Raw genomic sequence first — 23,016 nt, 5'->3', positions numbered from 1 at the left:
CATATTAAACGATGGGAAGGGTATTTTCATTGTGCGTAACAATCAGAAAACGATCAAGAATAAGCTTGTTCAATTTACAGCAATTATTATTCTCTGCACAGTCAGTGTTCTTTGCATTTTTTCCGCTTTTTTCATTGTCCGCTCCACGGAGCAGTCCCTGCAGAAAACGCTGAGCAAAACGGCCGGCATCGTCTCTTCCGAAATCAGCGCTCAGCTCAGGCAGTATGAAATTATGGCCCAGTCGGTCTCGATGATCAAAAACACCGTCGGGGCTGACTACGGAGCCACCAGGCAGTACATCAACAGCCTCGTCAAGGAAAACGGGCTGGTGAAGGTGGACATCATCAAGGAGGATGGAATTTCCGCCCTGAACGGAAACGACTATCAGGAAAATCAGGCCTTTGTACAGGCGAAGCAGGGGACCCCCTACCTGAGCGACCCTGTCACGGAAAACGGGGAAGTGCATTTTGACTACGCCTATCCCTCCGCGCCGCATGTCATTCTGATCAGCATTCCGTACAATTCGCTGGGCGACATTGCCGCCAAAGTGAAAGTAGGCAATCAAGGCAATACCTATATCCTCAACCATTCCGGCACCAAGGTGGTGCAAAGCAGTTCCGCCGCTTCCGCAAAGGAAAAGAACAGCAAATCCGATCCTGTCGTCGCCAAAATGGAAGCCAACATGGTTCAGGGAAAAACGGGATTTGCCCTTTACAAAAGGAACGGCCAGCAGTATTTCGGCGCATACGCTCCCATTTCGGGAACGGACGGATGGTCCGTCAATGTTTCGGAAGCCCACTCAGAATTCATGTCCAGCGTACCGGCCGCCATTTCCCTGATGATCGGCGTCGGAATCGTGTCCTTCCTCATTGCCCTTTTCTTTGCTTTCCGGATCGCCGGGAACATTACCAGGCCGGTTTTGCAGGTAACGGAGGGCATTGAACGGATTTCCGGCGGAGATCTGGATATCCGTCTCGAAGTGAAATCTCAGGATGAGACGGGCAGAATCGCGAATGCCCTGAATACTACGTCGGAAAATCTGCGCCGGATGATCACAGACCTCTGCATGATTTTGAAAGCGATTTCCTCCGGCGACCTGTCCCTGCAGAGCGGCGCCGCCTATCCGGGAGATTTTCACGAAATCCTGACCGCGATCGACGGAATTCTTTCCGGCCTGAATCAGACGATTTCCCAGGTGCGTCTGGTCGCCGTTCAGGTAGACGGCTCGGCGAGCCAGATGTCCGACGTGGCTCAGGCGCTGGCTATGAACGCCTCCGAGGAAGTGAGCTCCATTGAAAAGCTTTCCTCCTCCATTCAGGAAATCTCCGGCCACGCACAGACGAGCGCGGAAAACGCCCAGCAGGCAAACGTCATGCTGTCCGGAATCGTGCGGGATATCCAGGACGGGAACCGGAAAATGGATCAGCTGATCACCGCCATGAAGGATATTTCCCAAACCTCGCAGGAAATAGAGCGGATTGTCAAGACGATCGACGACATCGCGTTCCAGACAAACATTCTGGCTCTGAATGCCGCGGTAGAGGCCGCGCGGGCCGGAGCCTACGGCAAAGGCTTCGCGGTCGTGGCGAACGAGGTGCGCAGTCTGGCCGGCAAAAGCACCCGTGCCGTGGGGGATACCTCCGCTCTGATTGCCAATACCGTTCATGCGATTACAACCGGCGCAAAGGCAGTGGACGAGGTGGAAAGGTCCCTGCAGGTGATCGTGCAAAAGTCGGAAGCGCTCTTCCAGCTTGTCGGTGAAATCACGCAGGCCTCCGACGCACAGGCCGTTTTCGTAACGCAGACAACGGGAAACATCACGCAGATTTCCGACGCGATTCAGAATATTTCCCTCATGGCCGAGAAAAGCGCCGCGGCGGGCGAAGAGCTCTCGTCCCAATCCAAGGTGCTGACCGACCTTTTATCCCGGTTCCAGCTGAAAGAAGAAAAAGAAGAAACAGAATAAAAAAACAGACATCCCCATGGGACTGTACGGCAGAGAAAAGCACAGGCTTTTCCATCGCCGTACGCCATGGGGATTTTATGAAAACAGCTGATATTCAGAATGCCGCGGGCTTCCGTTCCCGATTCAGAGATTCGCCTGACAAAACGCTTTCAGCTTTGCACAGTCCGCCTGCTCCTGTTCCCCTTCCGCCCGGAAGGTAATCGTGTCGTTCTGTTTCACGTTCAGGTTCATTACCGAAAACAGACGCTTGGCGTCCGCCGTTTTTCCGTTGAATACAATGCTTACCGCACAGCTGCAGCCCTGCGCACACTTGACGAGCAGCCCGGCCGGGCGCGCATGAAGGCCGGCCGAATCCTGAATGGTATAAGTAAACTGTTCCATAAATACATACCTCCTGCAAACAATAAATGAATAGGTCCTTGAGCCGGATTCAATGATCCTCAGAACTCATGATAACGCTTCCGATCGACTTTTCAACCTGATCGCCGCTCCGCCCGGGGGCTATCACGCTGACCAGATCTCCGTAAATGAAATTGAAGCCCATGATTTCCATGACTTTTTTTGCATTGCACCGGACTCCGTCTTTCTCAAGGTAAACCGCTCCGGGATGCGCGAGCGCGATACCGGCAATCCTGCTGGCCGGCCTTGCATGAAGCCCATTCCTGTCCATAACTCTGACCTGTACCATCACGCTTCCCCCTTTGTCTATGCACGCCGGGCCGCGGGACTCCTTTCAAAAGCCCGCGGCGCTTGTATAAAATATTCATTTCAGGACAAGGTCCATCAATCTGTCCCCTGCACGGACACTTCCCCGGCAGATTTGCAGATTGCCGACCTTGTCCATGTTCGTAATTAATACAGGCGTGACAATCTCCTTGTTCTGTGACTGAAGGTACTGCAAATTCACCTCCATAACGCTGTCCCCCGCTTTCACGCGCATACCTTCGTCCTTCAGCCTTTTAAAGCCCATTCCCTTTAATCTTACCGTATCCAAACCTATATGAACCAAAACCTCCAGCCCGTCGTCACTGAGAATACAGAAGGCATGGTTGGTGTCTATGACCTGAACAATCCTTCCGTTGCATGGCGAACAAATCAGATTGTCCTCCGGAATGACCGCGCAGCCGTCCCCTACCACTCTTCCTGAAAAAACCGGATCATTTACCTCGTCCAGGCTGATAATCCGACCGTTTGCAGGCGACTGAATCGTCATTCGTTTTTTAAAAAATTGTAACATAATCATTATCCTCCGTATATAGGTTTCCCGGCCCTTTTGATCCGTCCTAAAACAACAGCGCAGACCTCAGGCTCAAAACGGGCTTTAAAAATATCCGTTTCTTTTCAGAAACGAAAATCAGCATAATAAGGATTTCAGCGCAAATAGTAATTCACGCTGAAATCCGTAAGCGGTATCATACGACGGCAGTTCAAAACAGTCTGAAAAAATTACTCAAGCCCCAGGATCTCAACAATATGGTTCTTGTAGATAACGGCCTTCGTGCCGAAAACCGCCTGGATGCCGTCCCCTATCGTCAGTACGTCCGTTGCTCCAAGCTCTTTCAGCTTTGCGTTGTCCACCTGCTCAATGTTTTTAACCGATACCCTCAGCCGGGTAATGCAGGCATCCACGTCTTCAATATTCTCTCTTCCTCCGAACGCCGCAATAATCTGAAGCGCTTTTTCTTTTACGGAAGACTTGGATACCGCAGCCGCCGTCGCTACCGTAGCCCCCGACGCATCGTCGTCTTCCGCCCGGCCCGGCGTCATGATATTGAATTTTTTGATAAAGAACCGGAAGGAAAAATAGTACAGGCAGGCCCATACGATGCCGACCGGGATCACAAGCATCCAGTTCGTCCTGTCGTTCCCCTGCAGAATTCCGAACAGGCTGAAATCAATGAATCCGCCGGAAAAGGTATTGCCGATGCGGATATTCAGCAAATCAGCGACCAGAAAGGAAACACCGTCGAGGAAAGAATGAAACACATAAAGGAGCGGGCTGACAAACAGGAACATATATTCAATCGGTTCCGTAATTCCGGTGATGAACGATGTCAGTGCGACCCCAAGGAACAGTCCCGCGAACTTTTTCTGCCGCGCCTTCGGTACGCTGTGATACATCGCGAGGCAGGCGGCGGGAAGCCCAAACATCATGGTCGCGAAACGGCCGGCAAAGAACCGGGTCCCGTGAGTGAACAGTCCGACATGGTTCGGGTCGGCAAGCTGCGCGAAGAAAATTTTCTGAGCGCCCGCAATGCTGACCCCCGCGACCGTTTCCGTACCGCCCAGCTGCGTGTACCAGAACATCGGATAAATCATATGGTGCAAACCGACCGCGCCGCATAACCTCATCAGGAAGCCGTAAAGGAAGGTACCCACAACACCCATAGAGGCGATTCCCTGACCGGCATTGACCAGAAGGTTCTGGAACGGAGGCCAGACAAGATAGAACAGCGCGCCGACAAAAATAGCGGAAAAAGAAGTTACAATCGGCACGAACCGGGAACCGCCAAAGAAGCCCAATGCCTGTGGCAGTTCGATGTTATGATAGCGATTATGTAGGGTCACGGCAATGCTGCCCATGACCAAAGCGCCGATCACGCCGGTGTCAATCGCATTTCCTTTTGGGTTGAAGATGGTCAGCATAACGGAGGTCGTCGCCGTCATCACCAGATATCCCACAATACCGGCTAAGGCCGCCGTTCCCCTGTCAGCCTTGGCAAGGCCGATACACAGGCCGATGCAGAGCAGAAGAGCAAGGTTGTTGAAGATGGCGCTTCCGGCAGAGCTCATGATCTGGAAAATAGCCTGCGCGACGGTATTTTGCAGGAACGGGTAGGCCGCGATGGTACTGGGGTTGCTGAATGCGCCGCCGATGCCCAGCAGCAGACCCGCGGCCGGCAGAATCGCAATCGGCAGCATAAAGGATTTCCCTATTTTTTGCAGTTGTTTGAACATGATGATAGTCCCCCCTCATTTTATAATAATGCCCTGGTAAATTTCTCCGTGATATTTTGCGGACGGGTGATCGCCCCGCCGACAACGGCCGAATAGGCCCCGGATTGAAAAACAGCTTTCAAATCCTCCGGCGTGTTGATTTTTCCTTCCGCTATCACAGGAATGCGGAGATTCTCCCTTAGTTTTTCGATAAAAGACAAATTGGGTCCCGGCAAATTTTCGGAATACGGCGTATAGCCGCAAAGGGTGGTGGAGACGCAGTCAAAGCCGATCTTTTCGGCGTTGACTGCCTCGTCATAGGTGGAACAGTCGGCCATCACCAGCCTGCCCCGGCCCTTAACATACCGGACCAGCTCTTCCAGCTTTTCGTCATTCGGCCTTCTCCGAAGGGTGGCATCAAGAGCGATCATTTCGCATTGCGTTTCCAAAAGCTCCTCGATTTCCTTCTTAGTAGGAGTAATGTAGATTTCGGAATCGGCATAATTCCTTTTGACGATCCCGATTACGGGCAAACCCGCCACCTTGATGATCTCGTCGATATCCCCTTTGCTCTGCGCCCGGATTCCTGCGGCTCCTCCCTGTTTTGCCGCCAGTGCCATTCTTCCCATAATGAAAGAACTGTGCAGCGGTTCATCCGGCAGAGCCTGACACGATACAACCAGTTTTCCTTTGATTTTCTCAAGCATGAAAATTTCCTCCTCGTAAAAATAATTGATTCGGCCTTTCGAATAACCGCTCTTCACCCTTTTCCCGGCCATATAGTGAATTAAAAAAAGCATAAACTTCACAATATCACATTGCTCAGTTTATGCCTGAATGAACAGTAACACACCTTACATGATTCACTTTTTGTTTTTCAGGGTTCTTGCAATCCGGTCAATATGAATGGCAAGATATCCGAGCTCTCCGTCCGGCAGCTCCAACCCCAGCTCCTGCTTGACGATCTCTCCCACCTGCTGCGCCAGCGCGTAAGCCTTTTTAAAATTTTTCCGCACCGCCGGCAGAAGAGGATTTTCAGCAATGATATTTTTTTCGACCCGGTCCATGCTGGCCCGGAAATGATTAATCAGCCGTATATAGGTCAGGTCCCTTTCAAATTTCACACCCAGATTTTCCTCTAAAACCGAAATCATCATTTTCACAACTCTTGTTTTGTTGAGGGATTCTGAAACTTCTTCATTCTGCTTTGCGGCGTTCAGATGCAGCGCAATAAACGCCACCTCGTCATCATTGATTTCTACGTGAATTTGCTTTCTGAGCATCGTTTTCGCCGCAAGTCCGATTTCATACTCGTCCGGGTAAAGAGTCTTGATTTCATAAACAAACGGGTTTTGGATCGCCATTCCTCTCTTAATCCTCTCAATCGCGAAATTGATATGATCCGTCAGGACAATCAGCAGGTTTTCATTCAGCTTCCCCATCTTTTTTTCCGCAAGCAAAGTGATCTCGGAACAAACCCCAATCAGCTTGTCGTCAAATTGTTCAATCAGATTGAGATATTTCATCTTCCCCTGCGTATCGTAGACCAGAAAGGATTTCTCAATCTGCGACTGGTCCAGCGCGATTTTCATACCGACCTTTTTGGAAAATCCCAAGCCCTTCCCAATTAAAATGAACTGAGTTCCCTTCGGCTCTTTCTGGACTAAAACAACGTTGTGATTCAATACGCCTATAATTTCAAAATTCTCCATTTTCAAAATCACCTTACTCAAAAAAAAGGCATTAACACAGATTAAATAATCTGGTTAGTGCCTGATCAACAGTAACACACCGTTATTCAAATTTTATATAGAACATATTAACATAGATTTATTGTATTGTCAATCATTTTGAGCCTGACTTTTCCAACAAAATTTGTGATACTTGAACATATTTCTGGCACTAAATCACCTTAATCGCGTCTGAATCCATCCTCTTTTCCCGGATTTTACCGTTCGTAGCGGCGGCTTTTCGGCCCGAAACAGCAGCCGCTATTCGGTGTTGCTTTCCCGGTACCCGCCGATCGTCTGTCCGGTAAACTTCTTGAACACGCGGCAAAAATAGGTGGGGTTGGAATATCCGGTGCGCTCCGCTATTTCTTTGATGGAAAGGCGGGTTACGCCCGCCAGTTTGATGGCCTCCTGCATTCTTACCTGCGTAAGATAGCCGATGAAGGTCTGCCCCAGCTCCTGTTTCAGCAGAGGGTCCATTTTCCCCCTTGCACAGTCATAGCAGCTGCGAATTTCAACCGCCGCCCCATTCTCCAATATTTCTGTTTTGGCGTCTTTCTCCAAACTGACCAATAACTGCCGATACCTTTCCTTTTCCATCAGGACTGCCTCCTTTAATGATCCGGTCCTGTGCCCCGGATTGATTCTATAGAATGATCATAGCATCCAAAACAAGAACCGTCGATTATATATTTCTGCACTGATTCTCTTATCTTGCAATCCCGGCCGGGGAAGCGTAACCATGAATCCGGCTCAAAGAAGCGAATGTTCTTTTTATATTGAGTGACAGCTCTTGACAAATGCAAAGCAAGGATGCATAATAGTTGAAACCGCAACGGAGCGTATCAAGGAAATTTCCTGATACGCTCTTTTTTTGAAAAAATTTTTAGGTATAAAAAGGGATGCCGCCGCCCCTGCTTAAATAAAACAAAGTGATGCTGAAGCGATGAAAAGCAAGGGGGTTTCATTGCTTTTGGACTGTGGAAAATGCCTTTTTATGTCAACTATCAGCAAAATGACGGCGGTTTTCGACTGTGCGTTTTAAAAGCACGGAACGGACCATTGACAAAACCATATTTTCAGGAAAGGAACTCTCTGAATGCTGAATTTTAAATACTCGATCCCGACAGAAATATTTTTTGGAAAGGGCCAGATTTCCGCTCTTTCAGATGAGCTGCTCCGCTATGGGAACAGCGTACTGCTTGTTTACGGCGGCGGCAGCATCAAGCGGACGGGACTTTACGACACCGTTGTACGGCTGCTTGCCGATGCGAAAATCGCTTACTGGGAGCTTGGCGGCGTTGAGCCGAACCCCAGGATCGACACGGTACGCGCCGGCGCACAGCTGTGCAAAGAGAATGGAATCGACACGGTCCTCGCGATCGGCGGCGGCAGCAGCATCGATTGCGCGAAGGTTGTGGCGGCCGCGGCAAATTATGACGGCGACGCATGGGACTTAGTGCTGCATCCTGATAAGATCGGCAAGGTTCTCCTCATTGCCGCCGTGCTCACCATTGCGGCGACCGGCTCGGAAATGGACCGGATCGCCGTGATATCCAACATGGCTACGAACGAGAAGCTTGCGACGAGTCATGACGGCCTGCGCCCGCGCTTCGCCGTCATGGACCCGGAATACACCTACACGGTTCCGAAATACCAGACCGCTTCCGGAACGGCGGATATTTTCAGCCATGTGCTTGAAAGCTACTTTGTAAAAACCCCCGGCGTTTATCTCCAAAGACGGTTTTGCGAGGCTCTGCTGAAAACGTGTCTGCATTACGGACCGAAAGCGATGACCGATCCGGAGAATTATGAAGCACGCGCCAACCTCATGTGGGCTTCCTCCCTCGCGATCAACGACCTGATCACCTACGGGACGGAACGCCGGTGGACGGTACACCCCATCGAGCATGTGCTCAGCGCGCATTACGATATCACACACGGCGTCGGCCTTGCCGTATTGACGCCGAGCTGGATGCGCTTTGTGTGCGGATTTTCGGAAAACCTTCCGTATTTCGCGGAATACGGTGTCAATGTGTGGAACCTTACTGCCGGCCTTCCGCAGGAAGTGCTGGCACAGCAGGCCATTGAAAAAACGGAGGGCTTCTTCGAAGCGCTGGGCCTGCCGAAACATCTGAGCGAGCTGGGGATTCCTTTTGACCTTCTGGAGCCAATGGCGGAACAGGCGGCCGGCAGCGGACGGGTCGGAGGGTTTCAGCCCCTTTCAAAAGAGGATGTATTCTCCATTTTAAAAATGTCGTACTAATTTACATCACAATGAATACTATAAAGTTAAATGAATTTTTTTCGAATTTACAATTCATTTATAAAAAGCGTTTTGTTATCTTGCATCATTTTTGAAAACAGACGTCCTACTTATTTGTAAGCATTCCCACCTAAACGCTATTGACACAATCCCATGTAACCGCTATAATAATCACATGTAAAACACAGTGATGAATAAAAACAGAGAACAAAGGCGTTCTGACTTTAACCGTCAGAGCGCCTTTGCTTATATGCAGGAAATTATCAATTATTATTCAAATCGACCCTAAGCGACTGCATATCGATCCGTGAATTTTTCAGCGACCTAATAAAATCGGAGGGAAATGAGAAGCAATGAAACTGAGTGAGTATGGTAAAACGGCGGAAGATGTGAAGGCTCTGGTCAAAAAGTATATGATCGACACCTACGAGCGCTATAACTTCGTCTGTGAGCGCGCGAAAGACATGTACCTTTACAATGAGAAGGGCGAAGCGTACCTTGATTTTTACGGCGGAATCGCGGTGAACAGTGCGGGCAACTGCAACGAAAAGGTCGTAGCGGCCGTTCGGGACCAGGTCGGCGACGTGATCCATACCTTCAACTATCCGTACACCCTGCCGCAGGCGCTGCTTGCCGAAAAAATCTGCACCACACTGGGTTTTGACAAGATTTTTTATCAGAGCACCGGAACCGAAGCAAACGAAGCGATGATTAAAATGGCAAGAAAATACGGGGTCGAAAAATACGGAAAGAACAAATACCACATCATCACTGCGAAAAAAGGCTTCCACGGCAGGACCTACGGCTCCATGTCGGCAACCGGTCAGCCGGACAACGCCTGCCAGATCGGGTTCAAGCCGATACTTCCGGGCTTCACCTACGCGGATTACAACGATCTGGAATCGTTCCGGTCCCAGGTAACCGAGGACACCATCGCCATTATGGTCGAGCCGATTCAGGGAGAGGGCGGCGTCATTCCCGCAACCCCGGAGTTTTTGAAGGGGCTGCGTTCCCTCTGCGATGAAAAGGGGCTGCTGCTGCTGTTTGACGAGGTGCAGACCGGCTGGTGCAGAACGGGGGACGTCATGGCCTTTATGGGATACGGGGTAAAGCCGGATATTCTCTCCATGGCCAAGGCGATGGGCGGCGGGATGCCGATTTCCGCCATCGTTACCAGCGCGGAAATCGCAAAGGCCTTTACCATGGGCTCCCACGGGACCACCTACGGCGGCAACGCCGTCTGCTGCGCGGCCTCGCTCGCACAGGTAACCGAGCTGATCGACCGGGATCTGGCCGGCAACGCAAAGAAAATGGGCCGTTACCTTACGGAAAAGCTCCGCACGCTTCCCCATGTAAAAGAGGTCCGGGGCAAGGGCCTCCTGATCGGCATCGAGTACGACGGGCCGGTCGGGCTGGAAATCAAGCACGGCTGTTTTGACCGTAAGATGCTGGTCACGCTGATCGGCGACCGCGTTATCCGCCTGATTCCGCCGCTGATTCTGACGGAAAAGAACTGCGACGCAGCCTTCGAAATTCTGAAAGAGGTCTCGGAAACAATCTGAATTCATTTGAATCATTTGTGAAGTTAGCAAGGGCGCTTATGAACAAACCGTTCATCTGCGCCCTTTTCCTATCTCCGCGGCGGCCCGGCGGGCCGGATTCAGGATTACAATTTTTGATAAGTCAGGAGGTATCGGACAGATGGGTGCCAATATCAAAATGGAAAACATCGATAAACGCTATAAGCTGGCAAATGTCATCAGGGACGTCAATATTGAAATTCAGGACGGGGAATTCCTGACGATTCTGGGGCCGAGCGGCGCCGGAAAAACCACGCTGCTGAAGATGATCGCCGGATTTGAGGACCCCTCCAAAGGAAAAATCCTCATCAACGGGAACGACATTTCCAGAACGCCGATTCATAAGCGCAATATCGGGATGCTGTTCCAGAACTACGCGCTGTTTCCACATATGACGGTGTATAAAAATGTGGAATACCCGCTGAGCGTGCGAAAAATGGCAAAGAAGGAACGCAGGGAAAAAATCGACGCCGTTCTCAAGCGGGTACGCCTGTCGGAATACGCGTCGCGTTATCCCCGGGAACTCAGCGGCGGCCAGCAGCAGCGTGTCGCGCTGGCCAGAGCACTGGTGTTCGATCCGCTGATCCTTCTGCTGGACGAACCGATGGCCGCGCTTGACAAACAGCTGAGAAAACAGATGCAGCTGGAAATCAAGGAAATTCACCGGGAGCTGGGCATCACCACGGTTTCCGTCACGCACGATCAGGAGGAAGCCCTGACCATGGCGTCCAAGGTCTGCATTATGAAGGACGGCATGATCGAGCAGGTCGCAACGCCCGTGGAAATATACGAAAAACCGGCGTCCGTATTCTGTGCCAAATTTATCGGAGAAGCAAACGTGATTCCCTGCCCGGTGGTTTCCGTCGATGCCGCCGGAAAAGGAAAGATCGGCGTTCACGGGCTGGTGATCCCAGCCCCGGACCAGACGCGGAGCTATGCGGAGGACGATACGGTCAACATTGTGATCCGGCCGGAAAAAATCAATCTGGTCGACGATTCCTACGGCGGACTGAAGTTCAGGGGGATTGTCGAGCAGTGCGTTTATATCGGAGACTGTCTGAAGCTGAAGGTCCGCCTGACGAACGGGCACCATCTGAAAGTCAAGGTATTTACCAGCTATGCGCTGTCCTTAGACGTGGGTGACGAAGTGCTGCTCGGCATTTCGGAAGAGGATATTGTTCAGGTAAAGCCCTGAAACAGGTCTTTTGCGCTTAACTGTCTATGTTCTATATAGAGGAGAATCACATTCTGTCGAAACAAGAGGAGGCTACAACGATGAAAAAGAGTGCAAATGCGAAAAAAGGGATCCGGGTCCTTTCCGCTGTAATGATCGGAACCATTTTCCTTTCCCTGACCGCCTGCGGCGGCAGCCAGACCGCCACATCCTCCGCAGCGGGTTCCGCATCCGCCGCCGGAGCGTCCAGCGGGAAAAAATGGGCCGGAAAAACCCTGACGGTCTGCAGCTGGGGCGGCGCGATTCAGGCGGCACAGAAAAAAACGATCTTCGATAAGTTTGCCGAAGAGACCGGCTGCACCATCGTGGAAGATACCGATCCGAGCCCCGCAAAGGTAAAAGCAGCGGTTCAGGCGGGAAAAATGGAGGTCGACGTATGGGACGTTGACACGGACTTTGCTTTCCGCGGTGAAAAAGAGGGCTTATTCGAAAAGCTCGACTTCAATGTCATCAAAAAAGACGGTCTGGTTGAGAACTTCATAACGGAATATTCCGTGCCGTCGGAAATGTCCGCGATCTGTATTTCGTGGAATACGAATCAATTCTCCGAATCGAACCGGCCGAAAAACTGGACGGAATTCTTTGACACCGCGAAATTTCCCGGCAGCCGCACGCTGTACTCCAACCCGATGTCCATGCTGGAAGCGGTGCTGATGGCGGACGGCGTTTCGATCGACGAAATGTATCCGCTCGATGTGGACCGGGCCTTCAAATATCTGGACGCGCATAAAAAAGACATCCAGACCTTCTGGGATTCCGGTTCCCAGTCCGTCCAGCTGGTTTCCAGCGGCGACAACCCGCTCGGCGAGGTCTGGGCGGGACGTATCATCAAGGCACAGGAAGAGGGCCAGCCGGTGGAATATGACTGGAATCAGGCGATCATCACCAGCGATTCCTGGGTGATCGGGAAAGGCTCGAAAAACGTTGAGATGGCAAACGACTTCATCGCATTCGCGACCTCCGCGCAGGTTGTGGCAGACTACGCGATCGAGTACCCCGGCAACGCTCCCTGCAACACGGACGCCTACAAGCTTATGACGCAGGAACAGGTCGACAAGCTGGCGTCCTCACCGGAAAAGGTAAAAAATCAGGTCTACTACGATGTAAAATGGTGGGTCGACAATTACGACGCCGTCTACCAGCGCTTCCAGGAATGGAAATTAAGCTGACGTATTGACCCGATTGTCTTTACGGCAAACCGCCGCGGCGCAGCACCGCGGCGGACTGCCGTTTCCGTAATAAGAAGAAACACGAACCAATTTTTACAGCTTAGCTGAAAACACAGCGGGAGGGCTTTATGATGCTAAAAGATTTTGAAGTCGCGATGGACGGAGTCCGATATAAAAACACGGCGAAGACGGTGAAAGACGAAAAAACGGAGCGGAGGGGTCTGCCCGGAAGAAATTTGCTCAGGCCGTGGATGCTGATTATCCCTCCCGCGCTGTTTTTTGCGGTTTTCCTGATTTTCCCGCTGCTGCAGATTCTTGCGCTCAGCTTTACGGGCGCCCAGAGCGCCCTGACCGTGGATTCCTATGTCAAATTCTTCAGCAGCGACGTCTACCTGAAGGTGATTGCGACCACCTTCCGCATCAGCATCGTCGTAACCCTGGCCTGTCTGGTTCTGGGCTATCCCGTGGCATACGCCATGACGGTCTGTTCCAAAAGGATCAGCTGCCTGATTATGATCGGCGTGATGATTCCCTTCTGGACCAGCCTGCTGGTGCGCACCTACGCGTGGATGATCCTGCTGCAGACCAACGGCGTGATCAACGACATCCTGAAGACTCTCGGCCTGATTCAGCAGCCGCTGGAACTGATGCACAACGAGCTCGGCATTTATGTCGGCATGACGCATATTCTTCTCCCTTATATGATTCTTTCGCTCTACCCCGTGATGCAGGGAATCGACCGCAATCTGATTCTGGCGTCACGCACGCTGGGGGCGAAAAAAGGCTATACCTTTTTCCGGGTTTTCGTGCCGCTCAGCATGCCCGGCGTTTCCTGCGGCTCCATCATCGTTTTCGTCAGCAGTATTGGCTACTACATCACCCCGTCCCTGCTGGGCGGGACCAAAAACGTGATGATATCGCAGACCATACAGGCACAGATCAACAAGCTGATGAACTGGCCGTTCGCTTCCTCTATTTCCGTCGTGCTTCTGATTCTGACGTATCTCATTCTGTTCCTGTCCAAAAAAGTCATGCATGTGGAAAAACTGTGGTAGAAAGGAGGAGCATCGATGATGTTATGGATTGTCGCCGCTCTGATTATGCTTTTTCTGGTCCTGCCGGTACTGATTATCGTACCGATGTCATTCAGCTCGTCCCGGTATCTTGAATTTCCGACTCCGGGCTTTTCCCCGCAGTGGTATCAGGCGTTCTTCGGCAACGCCCAGTGGGTGAATGCCCTGAAAATCAGCTTTGAGCTGGCGATCCTTACAACGATTCTTTCACTGATTCTGGGGATTCTCGCCGCGGAGGGGCTTTCCAAATCGGAATTCAGGGGCAAAAACGCCATTATCGAAACCTTTATGATGCCCATGCTGGTGCCCGGCATTATCGTCGGCATCGCGGTCTACCGGTTTGAAGCGGGAATCAACCTTTCCGGCACCTTCGGCGGGCTGCTGATCGCCCACGTCCTGATGGCGGTTCCGTTCGTAATCCGCACGGCGCTCGCCAGCCTGTCCGGCCTGAACCCGAACTACGAGCTGGCGTCCCGCAGCCTCGGAGCGAACAGCCTCCTCACCTTTCTGCGCGTGACCGTGCCGATGATCAAATCCGCGCTGTTTTCCGGCGCGATGTTCGCTTTCGCCACGTCGTTCGACGAGATCATCGTGACGCAATTTCTCTGCGGCGTGCAGATCACGACCCTTCCGAAGAGAATCTGGGACGGCCTGAATCAGCAGCTCGATCCTACCATTACCGCCATAGCGGCGATCGTGATTGTTTTCATCACGGCAGTCATGCTCCTTTCCAACGCGAAAACCCTGTTCGGCCGCGAACCGAAATACAATATTCAGGAAGAAACCGTATTAGACGACGACTGACCGATAAAAATTTGCAGCAAGGGCGGAAAAGCAATGACAGATTATAAAGCGGAAATTTTACAGAAGAGCAGAGAGTACTGGAACCCCAGCAAGGTGGAGGATTTCCACAAAAAGGGGATCGACCTTGTGATGGGGAAGCGGGAGGGCTACCGCTTCTGGGATATGGACGGCGCGGAATTTCTCGACATCCATCTGAACGGCGGCACCTACAATCTGGGGCACCGCAACCCCGAGGTGATCGGGGCGATGATTCAGGCGGCGGAGGAATTCGATGTCGGGAATCATCACTTCCCATCCATTGCAAGAGCGGAGCTGGCGGAACAGCTGGCAAAGCTCTGTCCCGGAGACCTGAACTATTCCGTTTTCTCCACCTGCGGCGGCGAAGCGGTGGACGTCGCCATTAAGAGCGCCCGTTACGCGACCGGCAGGAAAAAGGTGATTTCCATCAAGGGCTGCTACCACGGACACACGGGGCTTTCCGTCTCTGCGGGGGACGACATGTTCAAGCTGCCGTTTCACTGCGAGGGCGAACCGAACGCCTTTGTGCAGGTTCCGCTCAACGATATCGGCGCCATGGAAGCGGAGCTGAAAAAGGAGGACACCGCCTGCGTTCTGGTGGAAACCATTCTGGCCACCTACGGCTTTCCCCTGCCGGAGACGGGTTATCTCAAAGCGGTAAAAAAGCTTTGCGAACGGTACGGCGCGCTGTATGTCGCGGACGAGGTGCAGACCGGCCTGATGCGCACCGGCAAGCTGTGGGGCTTTGAGCACGAGGGGTTCGTGCCCGATATGCTGGTGACCGCAAAGGGTTTCGGCGGCGGAATTTATCCGATTTCCGCGACGGTTATGAACCGGACGGCGGGAAAATGGCTGTTTGAGATCGGGCGCCTGCACGGCTCCACCTGCGGCGGCTCCGAAATCGGATGCAGGGTGGCCGCCAAGGTGCTCGAGATGACGACGCGCCCCTCTACGGTCGAAAATGTGCTTCGGAATCAGGGAGCCCTGAAACACGGCGTCGACGAGCTGATGGTAAAATACCCCGGCTTCCTGACCGGGTACTCCCAGCGCGGAGTTATTCTGGGGCTGGATTTTGACTGTGAGGATGCCAGCGTATCCGTCTCAAAGCCGCTTTACGACCACGGCGTATGGGCGCACAACGCCCGCCTGCACCCCGGAACCCTGCAGATGAAGGTGGGGCTGCTGTGCGACCGTGCATTTATCGACGAGCTTTTTGCCAGAATGGACGAGGGACTAAAAGAAGCTTACCAAAATTACAGAGGAAGGTGATCGCAATCTTGAAACGGATAGACACACCGGAGGTGCTTTTGGAAACTGTGCGCCGGGAATTCGAGCGGATGTTTCTTTTCCCGGACCATGCGGAAATCAAGCTTCTCAAGAATTCGGAGAACCTGACCTTAACGGTCGCTTCTCCCGCACGCAAAGCCGTTCTGCGCGTGAACCGGCCCGGATATCATACCCGGGAGGAACTGCTCGCCGAGCTGCAGTGGATGGAACAGATCCGCCGCGGCGGAAAGCTCGCCGTACCACAGGTGTTTTCCGGCAGGAACGGCAGCCCTTTGCAGTCCTTCCGTTCCCCGGAAAGCGGAGTGGAGTACAACTGCTCCCTGTTCTCCTTTCTTCCCGGCGAAGCAGTCTGCGAACTGCACGGACAGCAATTGCTCTCCAGAGTACGCCAGGTCGGCGCGGCCGCGGCCATCCTTCACACACAGGTGCAAAAGGAGACGGAAACCGCCCGCCTTCGGCGGTTCGCCTGGGATTTTGAAAACCTGCTGGGCGAAAACGCCCGCTGGGGGTCCTGGAGCGATTATCCTGGTTTGACACGGAAGGACAGGATCCTTTTCAGACAGGCCTCGGCGATCATCGAAGAACGGCTTTCCGCCTACGGCAAGGAGCCCGACCGCTACGGCCTGATTCATTCGGACCTGCATCTGTCCAACATCATTATGGACGGCGAGAAGCTCCAGATCATCGATTTCGACGACTGCGGCTTCGGATGGTTCCTGTATGATTTAGGATGCAGCCTGGTGCAGTACAGCGACGGCCTGGAAGAGCTTTGCAAGGCGTGGCTGCAGGGCTACCAGACGGTGCGCTGCCTTTCTTTACAGGATTTCGCGGAAATGCCCACCTTTGTTCTCATGCGGCGCATTGTCAGGCTGGCGTGGCTCGGCAGCCACAGGGAAAGCGACACGGCGAAAACGGTCGGGGCGGACTATCTGGAAAAAACGCGCCGCATGGCCTATGAATTTGTCCGCAGGAACGTACAAAAGGCGGCGGCGGTGTGCTGAGCGGAAAAGTAGCGCTTGTGACCGGCGCGGGGTCCGGAATCGGCTTTGGAATCGCGCGCGAGCTGGCCGCGAAGGGAGCTTTCGTTATCCTGGCCGGCCGTTCCGGGCAGGCAAAAGCCGCGTCGGAGGAATTGAACCGGCAAAATTTCCATACAGCGACGGTCAAAATGGACATTGCAGACCGGGAAAGCGTAAGTGCCGGAGTGGCAAGCGCGCTGATGCAATACGGGCGCATCGACATTCTGGTCAACAACGCGGGGATCGCGAAGCTGTCCCGGTTTGAGGCCTTTCCGGATGAACTGCGCGACCGGCATATCGACATCAACCTGAAGGGCACGTGGAATGTGACAAAGGCGGTCCTTCCCTGTATGCTGAAGAACCGGTGGGGACGCATCATCAATATCGCTTCCGTGACGGGCCCTTATGTCAGCGACCCGGGATACACCGCTTACGCCATGACAAAGGCGGGGCTGGTCGGGTTTACCAAATCGCTGGCGGTAGAACTGGCGAAGGACGGGATTACGGTCAACGCCATCTGCCCCGGCTTTATTTTAACGCCGAATGTCCGCAGGAGCGCGGCGGCAACCAATCCCCGGAATCCCGATCTTGTGCTGGAAGGTATCGCGGCCGGAGTCCCGATGGGCCGTCTGGGCGCGCCGGAAGAGGTGGGAAAGCTGGCGGCCTTTCTCGCCGGCGAGGAATCCTCGTATATTACCGGCACGGAAAATGTGATCGACGGGGGCAATCTGCTGCCGGAGACAAACGTGATGGGGATAAAGACCCCCTAATGAGAAAAGCGTTTCCTGTGTCAGGCTCTCTGTGAACGGTCTGTGTTAAAAGCGCCCATAAAACCGGATTTCGGTTCTATGGGCGCTTCGTCGTATGATCAGGACGCTTTGAAGCTCAGATGCAAAACATTCTGATAAAACGCCTGGATCGCTTTGATCGGGCTTGGTATCTTGACATCGAAAGCCATAAGCGTCCCAAGTACGAACACCAGCAGAAAAATAACCGAATAGATGGCAAGATCGCGCCAACGCTTGTTTTTGATCATATCAGGCAGATCGAGCAGGGCGATGCCGATAAAAACGATGATTACCAGCAGCAGATTCATGCCCTCACCTCCTGCGCTTTGCCAATCTTCCGCAGGCAGACTACCAGCAGGGATACGGCCGGAAGCAAAAACTCAAAGGTCAGCGAGAAAAAGGGAGCCGTCGTTGCGCCCCAATTCATATTTTCCATCATGGACTCGAAAACAAAGAGCGAATAGAAAAACACGAATGCCACGGAGATAAGCATAAGCGGAGGAGCGCTGTGCTGCCCCCGCAGCTGTTCCGTTTCGCAGGATTGTCCCCCGTGATCAGGATTTGCCTGCGGGGGGCTTTTCCCGCCCAGCATCTGGGTTAATCCCAGTACAAATGCATACAGCAGGATGCTTACCTTAAATAAAAACAGAATCACAAGGACCACCGCATAAATGCTCTCCATCCGGGTGAGGATACCCGCAAGGCTTACATAACGCATCGATTCAAAGGACGGCAGAGACACGATCGCGACAAGCGGACCCAACGTGATAATATCGCGCATGATGACAAACGCCATGGACGCGGCCGACAAAGCTAATCCCAGCAGAAGGGGCTTTCCGGCTTTTTTGCCCTTTTCCAGCATGGGAGTGATCATTGTGAAGGCCAAAATCTCTCCCATTGGAACCGCCGCCACAGAAACCGTTCCCTGAACGAATTCGGGGAATTTCAGTTAAAAAAACGGCTTCAGAAATTCCGGCTGCACGTCCTTGAGCAGCAGAATGGAGTTGACGGCCAGCGCTCCCATGGCAATGATAGTAAAAAGAACTGACAGGTGCATAAGGTTCTCAATTCCCTTGCGGAGCGCATAAGCGCACCCGACCAGAAAGACGAGGGTAACCGCCGCGATCGGGGTCTCCGGCATCATATAGCCCGCCACAAAGTTTCCAAGATCGCGGGTATTGAGCGCGGCCAGCGACACAAAAAAGAACAGGTACAAAGCAGACAGAATTTTCCCAAAAACCGGACCGAATACAATATCGTCGATCTCGATCAGGTTCTTTCCGGGAAATTTTCGCAGCAGACCGGTATAGACAGCCAGAATCGGGAGAGTGAGCAAAAAACCGGTAATGGCCATCGCCCAGGAGTCCTGCCGGGTCACACTGATGATGAAGCCGGAACGCAGCACGGTACCCCGGATGCTGCGATTGTACCCGTGAGCGCGTAGACTGTGCCGGTTTTTGTACAGGAAAGCTGAGTAACGTGCGCCACCGTGTCGGAATAATGCGCAACGGCGTTGTCGTACCCTGCCACTCCACCAGCGATATTCATCTTTGCCGCGATTCGCGCATCTATCGCTGGGTCAAGCTGCCCCGAAATCGCATCTTCGGCGTTTTGTGCCGCTTCATTTGCCCGATCTGCCGCTGTGTTCGCTGCTGTAGTCGCCGAATTTGCGCTGGTGATTGCCGCGTTGGTGTTTCCGGTCGCGGTGTTGGCGTTCTCCGTAGCGGTAACGCAAGCTTCTGTTGCCGTTTCCGCCGCTTCTGCCGCTTCGTTTGCAAGCCCCGCCGCCGTGTTGGCGCTATCCCTCGCCGTGTTCGCCCCGGATATTGCGGTATTGGCGTTCTCTACAGCTTCTTGCGACTCCAAAACGGCTTGATTTACCTGTTCTATTGATGCTTGAATACTGTTTAGGGCAACAACGAGCGCGGAAAACTCGTCTGTGCTTTCGATTGCTCCCTCTAAATTTGAAGGGAGTACGTCAAGCGTCATCCCGACAATTTTCAATTCAGAATTGTCCGACTTTGTAAGCAGAATTTGGCAGTCTGCGCTACCCGCCGCCGTTGTGGCCTGATAAGGCAGAAGAAATGAAACAATTCCGTTTTCCGCATCCTCAATTGTTCCGTCTGAAAATGTTTTTGTTCCGTCTGGCTTAATGACATAGAGTCTTGCCGCCGTGCCGGTAAGGTCAATCGGCCTGTCAACGCTTTCTGCATTACTGACGTAAGTTTCTACACCCACTTTGTCTATGAGCGTAACGGTCAGTGTTCTGGAATTTACTTCTCCCTGCACCGCAATTTGAGACTCATAATTCAGATTCCATGCGTTGAGCTTAATGTCTGTATTTGTCATGTTCTCCCTCCCTGTGTTGGAGCAATTAAAAAAGAACGCCACTCAAATTAATGAATGACGTTCTGGACGTTCTGGATATTCTGTTTTATTCTATTGGAGGTATTCCTATAACTGAAATCTTGTTTTCCGTAATGAATTTTTCCACTGCCGCTTGTGCTTTTTCGTACTTTTCCTGATCTGTTGATTTTGGTTTTTTAATATCGTCCTCTCCCCACTGACCATATATGTCAGGGTTTGATTCTAATACGTCAACAACATTTGATTCATTTTTGTTTTTTCCACGCTGTCGCATTATGTCACTGATGATTTTTTGTCTTTGCTCATCAGTATTTTTATCAGACAGTTTGTATACTGCATTTGTTAAGCATGATACTTCATAATGTTGCATCGGATAGTAATGCTTATTATATTCAATATCTTTAAGCGCCGCCGTCGCCACAAGCAATGCAATAATAAACGATAGACATATAATAACTACATTTTTATTGACCTTTTCCATAATTATCCACCTTCTGATATTATTATACCTTATCCGAAGAAATAGTCAATGTTTTATGCATCGTTATCATCAAGAATTCCATGAGTAAAATGCAGTGTTCTTGTGGAGCCATCAGAGCGTTGTATTCCAACATTTCCGGTATATCCATTAGATGGTATGTGATTCCCGTCTATGGATAACGATCTACATTCAAGGTCGTCACATTCTGTCACACCCCCGGTTGTTCCTCCGGTTTTAAGCCTAATCCCTCCGTTTCCTCCATCTATCTCAATTCCAGAACCGTATGTTCCACCCGTAAAAATTATTTTTCCCGTTGTACTATCTTGTTTTAAATATCCATCTGTCCCAAAAACGATTGTTCCTTTAAAGGTTCCGTCACTTAGATATACCTTCCCGGTTTCTAAATCAAGCCACCACTCCCCGCCCTGCGATTCTATCCGATCTGTTTTGATGTTTCCCCCACTAATCGTAGTAGCTCCATCTGAAGCAAGGTCAGTGAATGTGACGTAAGCATGTATATCAAGCTTTGTCGCATCTATTTTTATGCCCTCTGATGACAGATTGATCGCTTGAATAACGCTGTCTTTTGATACCTTAAGGACAATCTCGCCGTTGAGTACATCAATAGATGCCTTTGCCTCCGCTACTCCCTGATTTGCCTTGTCTGCTGATTCCTGTGCCTTTTCCGCTCCGCTGAATCTGACCGATTGGTTTTTGCTTTGGGATTCCGCATCTGCTGAAAATATTTCATATCCGTCAATGGCAAAGTCCGCATTTGAAATAAACGATTGGTGGATGATGCCCTTTTTGTCTGTGACGAGCACAACGTCCCCACAGTCAAGTGAAGGGTCTGAAAGCGTAGTGACAGTGTAAGGCGTGAACGTCATTCCGACAAGCTTTTCTCCGACACTTGAAACCAACTCTTGCAAATTTTCCTGTGCCAGCGGATTGTACTCAATCTTTACAACGTATCCCTCGGTTCCGTAAATGTATTGATTCCCGTCGCTTTCCCTCGGAATAATCTGTACACCCGTAACGGTGATATCGCTTGTTTCAATGTTGTATTCGCTTGACTTCCTGATTTCTGCGGGCGGCTCTTTTCCGTCAGGCAGCGGAGTTAAAAACCTATCGAAGTCATACCACGCGAATGCGATTTCTCCGGCTCTTGTCTCTCTGCAAAAGCATCCTGAAAGCTCCGCTATGTACGACATGATTTCTCGGTCTGTAATAGAGTTATCTTCTGGCTTCGTAGAGACGACATAATCCGAATTAAGGAAAGTAGTCGTTGCAAGCGTTAAACCGTGCCTGTTGCACACGTCAAGAGCTATCTGAGCCAGTGTAGCAGGATATTCCAATTGGCTTGCGGAATACGGGGAGTCCAGCTTGCTGAGATTTCCTAAAGCGGTGATCTGAATCGTCGAGCCGATTGTCGGGGCTTCGTCAACAGTATAAACCCCAAGAGGTATCCACTCAATGATCTTTCCGTCCCGCCAATGCACTTGCGTTGTAAGCCCGACTTCCGGATAAATGACGCTCCCTGTAAAGTCGTATTGAGAAAATTTATCCTCGAAATTGTTTAGTGTAAGAACCACTTCGCCGATAACTGCCGCACCAACCGTAAACGTTCCCTGTTCGGACGTTGCGGCATTCCACTCAATCCCTCCGACCATGAAATCTTTATCATTTAATTGCAGCTCGGTTCCGTCTTTCAAAACCACTCTTGCTTTTGCGTTCCAATCCCGCCCGTCTTTATGAGCAAGATTTTTATATAATACTGATGTATGGTACAATTTATACCCACCTGTCTTCTGAAATTAAATTTCGATGAAATCACAATTTATGTACTGCACACGCTGTGCCTGATTTGTCCACATCCGATAAGGGGCTTCAATGTCGCCGGTATAGAAAGATTTGGATATAATCGTTCCCTCCATAATGTCCGGAAACGTAAGAGTCACTTGAACGCCAGCCCTTTTACAGAACCGCGCAATGCCAGCGGCTTCCGTCCAACTCATATCCCCCCATCTGACTTTTAGCGTCCGCTTCTGCGCGACAACATCTTTATGCATGGTTCCGTCCCGTGTACGCCCGGAATCTTCTGAGGAAATATCGGACAGTCCCCACGTTACCGTCATAGGAGTTTTAACCGAAATACCGTTGATTTTAAAGAACGCCATTTTAAGCACCGCCTTAAAGCAAAATAAAAAGAGTGCCAATCACTCGGTTAATCCGAACAACTGGCACTCTGCGGCGCTCTGTGTTATTCTTTTTACTTATTCGATCTCAATCACATTGCA

22 protein-coding genes and 1 pseudogene are annotated in these 23,016 nt (G+C 51.5%); 10 read left to right on the top strand and 13 right to left on the bottom strand.

Annotated elements, in window-relative coordinates:
* The first annotated feature begins 31 nt into the window (after window positions 1–31).
* Window positions 32–1,966 (top strand): methyl-accepting chemotaxis protein, encoded by a 1,935-nt coding sequence (locus ACRQV7_RS03145; protein ID WP_444659417.1) that lies wholly within the window; start codon window positions 32–34, stop codon window positions 1,964–1,966.
* A 123-nt stretch (window positions 1,967–2,089) separates the two neighbouring features.
* On the opposite strand, the gene ACRQV7_RS03140 is transcribed toward ACRQV7_RS03145, so the two are convergent.
* The 7 genes from ACRQV7_RS03140 to ACRQV7_RS03110 form a co-directional block, all read right to left on the bottom strand.
* Window positions 2,090–2,347, bottom strand: coding sequence for an HPr family phosphocarrier protein (locus ACRQV7_RS03140; RefSeq protein WP_444659416.1), 258 nt, complete (start codon window positions 2,345–2,347; stop codon window positions 2,090–2,092).
* A 49-nt stretch (window positions 2,348–2,396) separates the two neighbouring features.
* On the bottom strand, window positions 2,397–2,654 hold the full coding sequence (locus ACRQV7_RS03135; protein WP_275716209.1) for an HPr family phosphocarrier protein: 258 nt from the start codon (window positions 2,652–2,654) through the stop codon (window positions 2,397–2,399).
* 75 nt (window positions 2,655–2,729) lie between these two features.
* Window positions 2,730–3,203 (bottom strand): PTS sugar transporter subunit IIA, encoded by a 474-nt coding sequence (locus tag ACRQV7_RS03130; RefSeq protein ID WP_275716207.1) that lies wholly within the window; start codon window positions 3,201–3,203, stop codon window positions 2,730–2,732.
* Window positions 3,204–3,412: 209 nt separating this feature from the next.
* Window positions 3,413–4,924, bottom strand: a complete 1,512-nt coding sequence (locus ACRQV7_RS03125; RefSeq protein ID WP_444659415.1) for a PTS transporter subunit EIIC — start codon at window positions 4,922–4,924, stop codon at window positions 3,413–3,415.
* Between the two features lie 20 nt (window positions 4,925–4,944).
* Window positions 4,945–5,610, bottom strand: a complete 666-nt coding sequence (locus tag ACRQV7_RS03120; protein ID WP_444659414.1) for an N-acetylmannosamine-6-phosphate 2-epimerase — start codon at window positions 5,608–5,610, stop codon at window positions 4,945–4,947.
* Between the two features lie 156 nt (window positions 5,611–5,766).
* A complete protein-coding gene (locus ACRQV7_RS03115) occupies window positions 5,767–6,615 on the bottom strand; it encodes a PRD domain-containing protein (protein ID WP_275716201.1) in 849 nt (282 codons plus the stop codon).
* Window positions 6,616–6,894: 279 nt separating this feature from the next.
* Window positions 6,895–7,233 (bottom strand): helix-turn-helix domain-containing protein, encoded by a 339-nt coding sequence (locus ACRQV7_RS03110; RefSeq protein WP_444659413.1) that lies wholly within the window; start codon window positions 7,231–7,233, stop codon window positions 6,895–6,897.
* A 499-nt stretch (window positions 7,234–7,732) separates the two neighbouring features.
* Between ACRQV7_RS03110 and ACRQV7_RS03105 the strand changes: the two genes are divergently transcribed.
* From ACRQV7_RS03105 to ACRQV7_RS03065, 9 genes are all read left to right on the top strand, one after another.
* Window positions 7,733–8,899, top strand: coding sequence for an iron-containing alcohol dehydrogenase (locus ACRQV7_RS03105; protein WP_444659412.1), 1,167 nt, complete (start codon window positions 7,733–7,735; stop codon window positions 8,897–8,899).
* A gap of 353 nt (window positions 8,900–9,252) precedes the next feature.
* Window positions 9,253–10,461, top strand: coding sequence for an aspartate aminotransferase family protein (locus tag ACRQV7_RS03100; protein WP_275716194.1), 1,209 nt, complete (start codon window positions 9,253–9,255; stop codon window positions 10,459–10,461).
* 139 nt (window positions 10,462–10,600) lie between these two features.
* Window positions 10,601–11,674, top strand: coding sequence for an ABC transporter ATP-binding protein (locus ACRQV7_RS03095; protein ID WP_275716192.1), 1,074 nt, complete (start codon window positions 10,601–10,603; stop codon window positions 11,672–11,674).
* 80 nt (window positions 11,675–11,754) lie between these two features.
* A complete protein-coding gene (locus ACRQV7_RS03090) occupies window positions 11,755–12,882 on the top strand; it encodes an ABC transporter substrate-binding protein (RefSeq protein WP_444659411.1) in 1,128 nt (375 codons plus the stop codon).
* Between the two features lie 128 nt (window positions 12,883–13,010).
* Entirely contained in the window at window positions 13,011–13,937 is a 927-nt protein-coding gene (locus tag ACRQV7_RS03085; RefSeq protein WP_444659410.1) for an ABC transporter permease, read from the top strand.
* Between the two features lie 15 nt (window positions 13,938–13,952).
* On the top strand, window positions 13,953–14,759 hold the full coding sequence (locus ACRQV7_RS03080) for an ABC transporter permease (RefSeq protein ID WP_444659409.1): 807 nt from the start codon (window positions 13,953–13,955) through the stop codon (window positions 14,757–14,759).
* A gap of 33 nt (window positions 14,760–14,792) precedes the next feature.
* On the top strand, window positions 14,793–16,046 hold the full coding sequence (locus tag ACRQV7_RS03075; RefSeq protein ID WP_444659408.1) for a class-III pyridoxal-phosphate-dependent aminotransferase: 1,254 nt from the start codon (window positions 14,793–14,795) through the stop codon (window positions 16,044–16,046).
* Window positions 16,047–16,054: 8 nt separating this feature from the next.
* Window positions 16,055–17,065, top strand: a complete 1,011-nt coding sequence (locus ACRQV7_RS03070; RefSeq protein WP_444659407.1) for a phosphotransferase enzyme family protein — start codon at window positions 16,055–16,057, stop codon at window positions 17,063–17,065.
* Window positions 17,059–17,853 carry a glucose 1-dehydrogenase gene (locus ACRQV7_RS03065; RefSeq protein WP_444659406.1) on the top strand — a complete coding sequence of 265 codons (795 nt, stop codon included), beginning with the start codon at window positions 17,059–17,061 and terminating at the stop codon, window positions 17,851–17,853. The genes ACRQV7_RS03070 and ACRQV7_RS03065 overlap by 7 nt, the downstream gene beginning before the upstream one ends.
* Before the next feature lie 98 nt (window positions 17,854–17,951).
* Here ACRQV7_RS03065 and ACRQV7_RS03060 read toward each other — a convergent pair whose 3' ends face one another.
* The 6 genes and pseudogenes from ACRQV7_RS03060 to ACRQV7_RS03035 all read right to left on the bottom strand — a co-directional run bounded on the left by ACRQV7_RS03060 (window position 17,952) and on the right by ACRQV7_RS03035 (window position 22,896).
* Window positions 17,952–18,179, bottom strand: a complete 228-nt coding sequence (locus ACRQV7_RS03060; protein WP_444659405.1) for a hypothetical protein — start codon at window positions 18,177–18,179, stop codon at window positions 17,952–17,954.
* Window positions 18,176–19,225: pseudogene (locus ACRQV7_RS03055) on the bottom strand (GerAB/ArcD/ProY family transporter). The gene ACRQV7_RS03060 and the pseudogene ACRQV7_RS03055 overlap by 4 nt, the downstream one beginning before the upstream one ends.
* 20 nt (window positions 19,226–19,245) lie before the next feature.
* Window positions 19,246–20,220, bottom strand: a complete 975-nt coding sequence (locus ACRQV7_RS03050) for a BppU family phage baseplate upper protein (RefSeq protein WP_444659404.1) — start codon at window positions 20,218–20,220, stop codon at window positions 19,246–19,248.
* An 85-nt stretch (window positions 20,221–20,305) separates the two neighbouring features.
* Window positions 20,306–20,719: a hypothetical protein gene (locus ACRQV7_RS03045; RefSeq protein WP_444659403.1), complete on the bottom strand. Its 414-nt coding sequence runs from the start codon at window positions 20,717–20,719 to the stop codon at window positions 20,306–20,308.
* Between the two features lie 53 nt (window positions 20,720–20,772).
* On the bottom strand, window positions 20,773–22,509 hold the full coding sequence (locus ACRQV7_RS03040; RefSeq protein WP_444659402.1) for a hypothetical protein: 1,737 nt from the start codon (window positions 22,507–22,509) through the stop codon (window positions 20,773–20,775).
* Between the two features lie 24 nt (window positions 22,510–22,533).
* Window positions 22,534–22,896, bottom strand: coding sequence for a DUF6711 family protein (locus ACRQV7_RS03035; RefSeq protein WP_444659401.1), 363 nt, complete (start codon window positions 22,894–22,896; stop codon window positions 22,534–22,536).
* Window positions 22,897–23,016: the final 120 nt, after the last annotated feature.

It is taken from the genome of Caproiciproducens lactatisolvens (genome assembly GCF_052443335.1).
Taxonomy (GTDB): Bacteria; Bacillota; Clostridia; order Oscillospirales; family Acutalibacteraceae; genus Caproiciproducens.
This window is presented reverse-complemented; position numbering and strand designations above follow the sequence as displayed.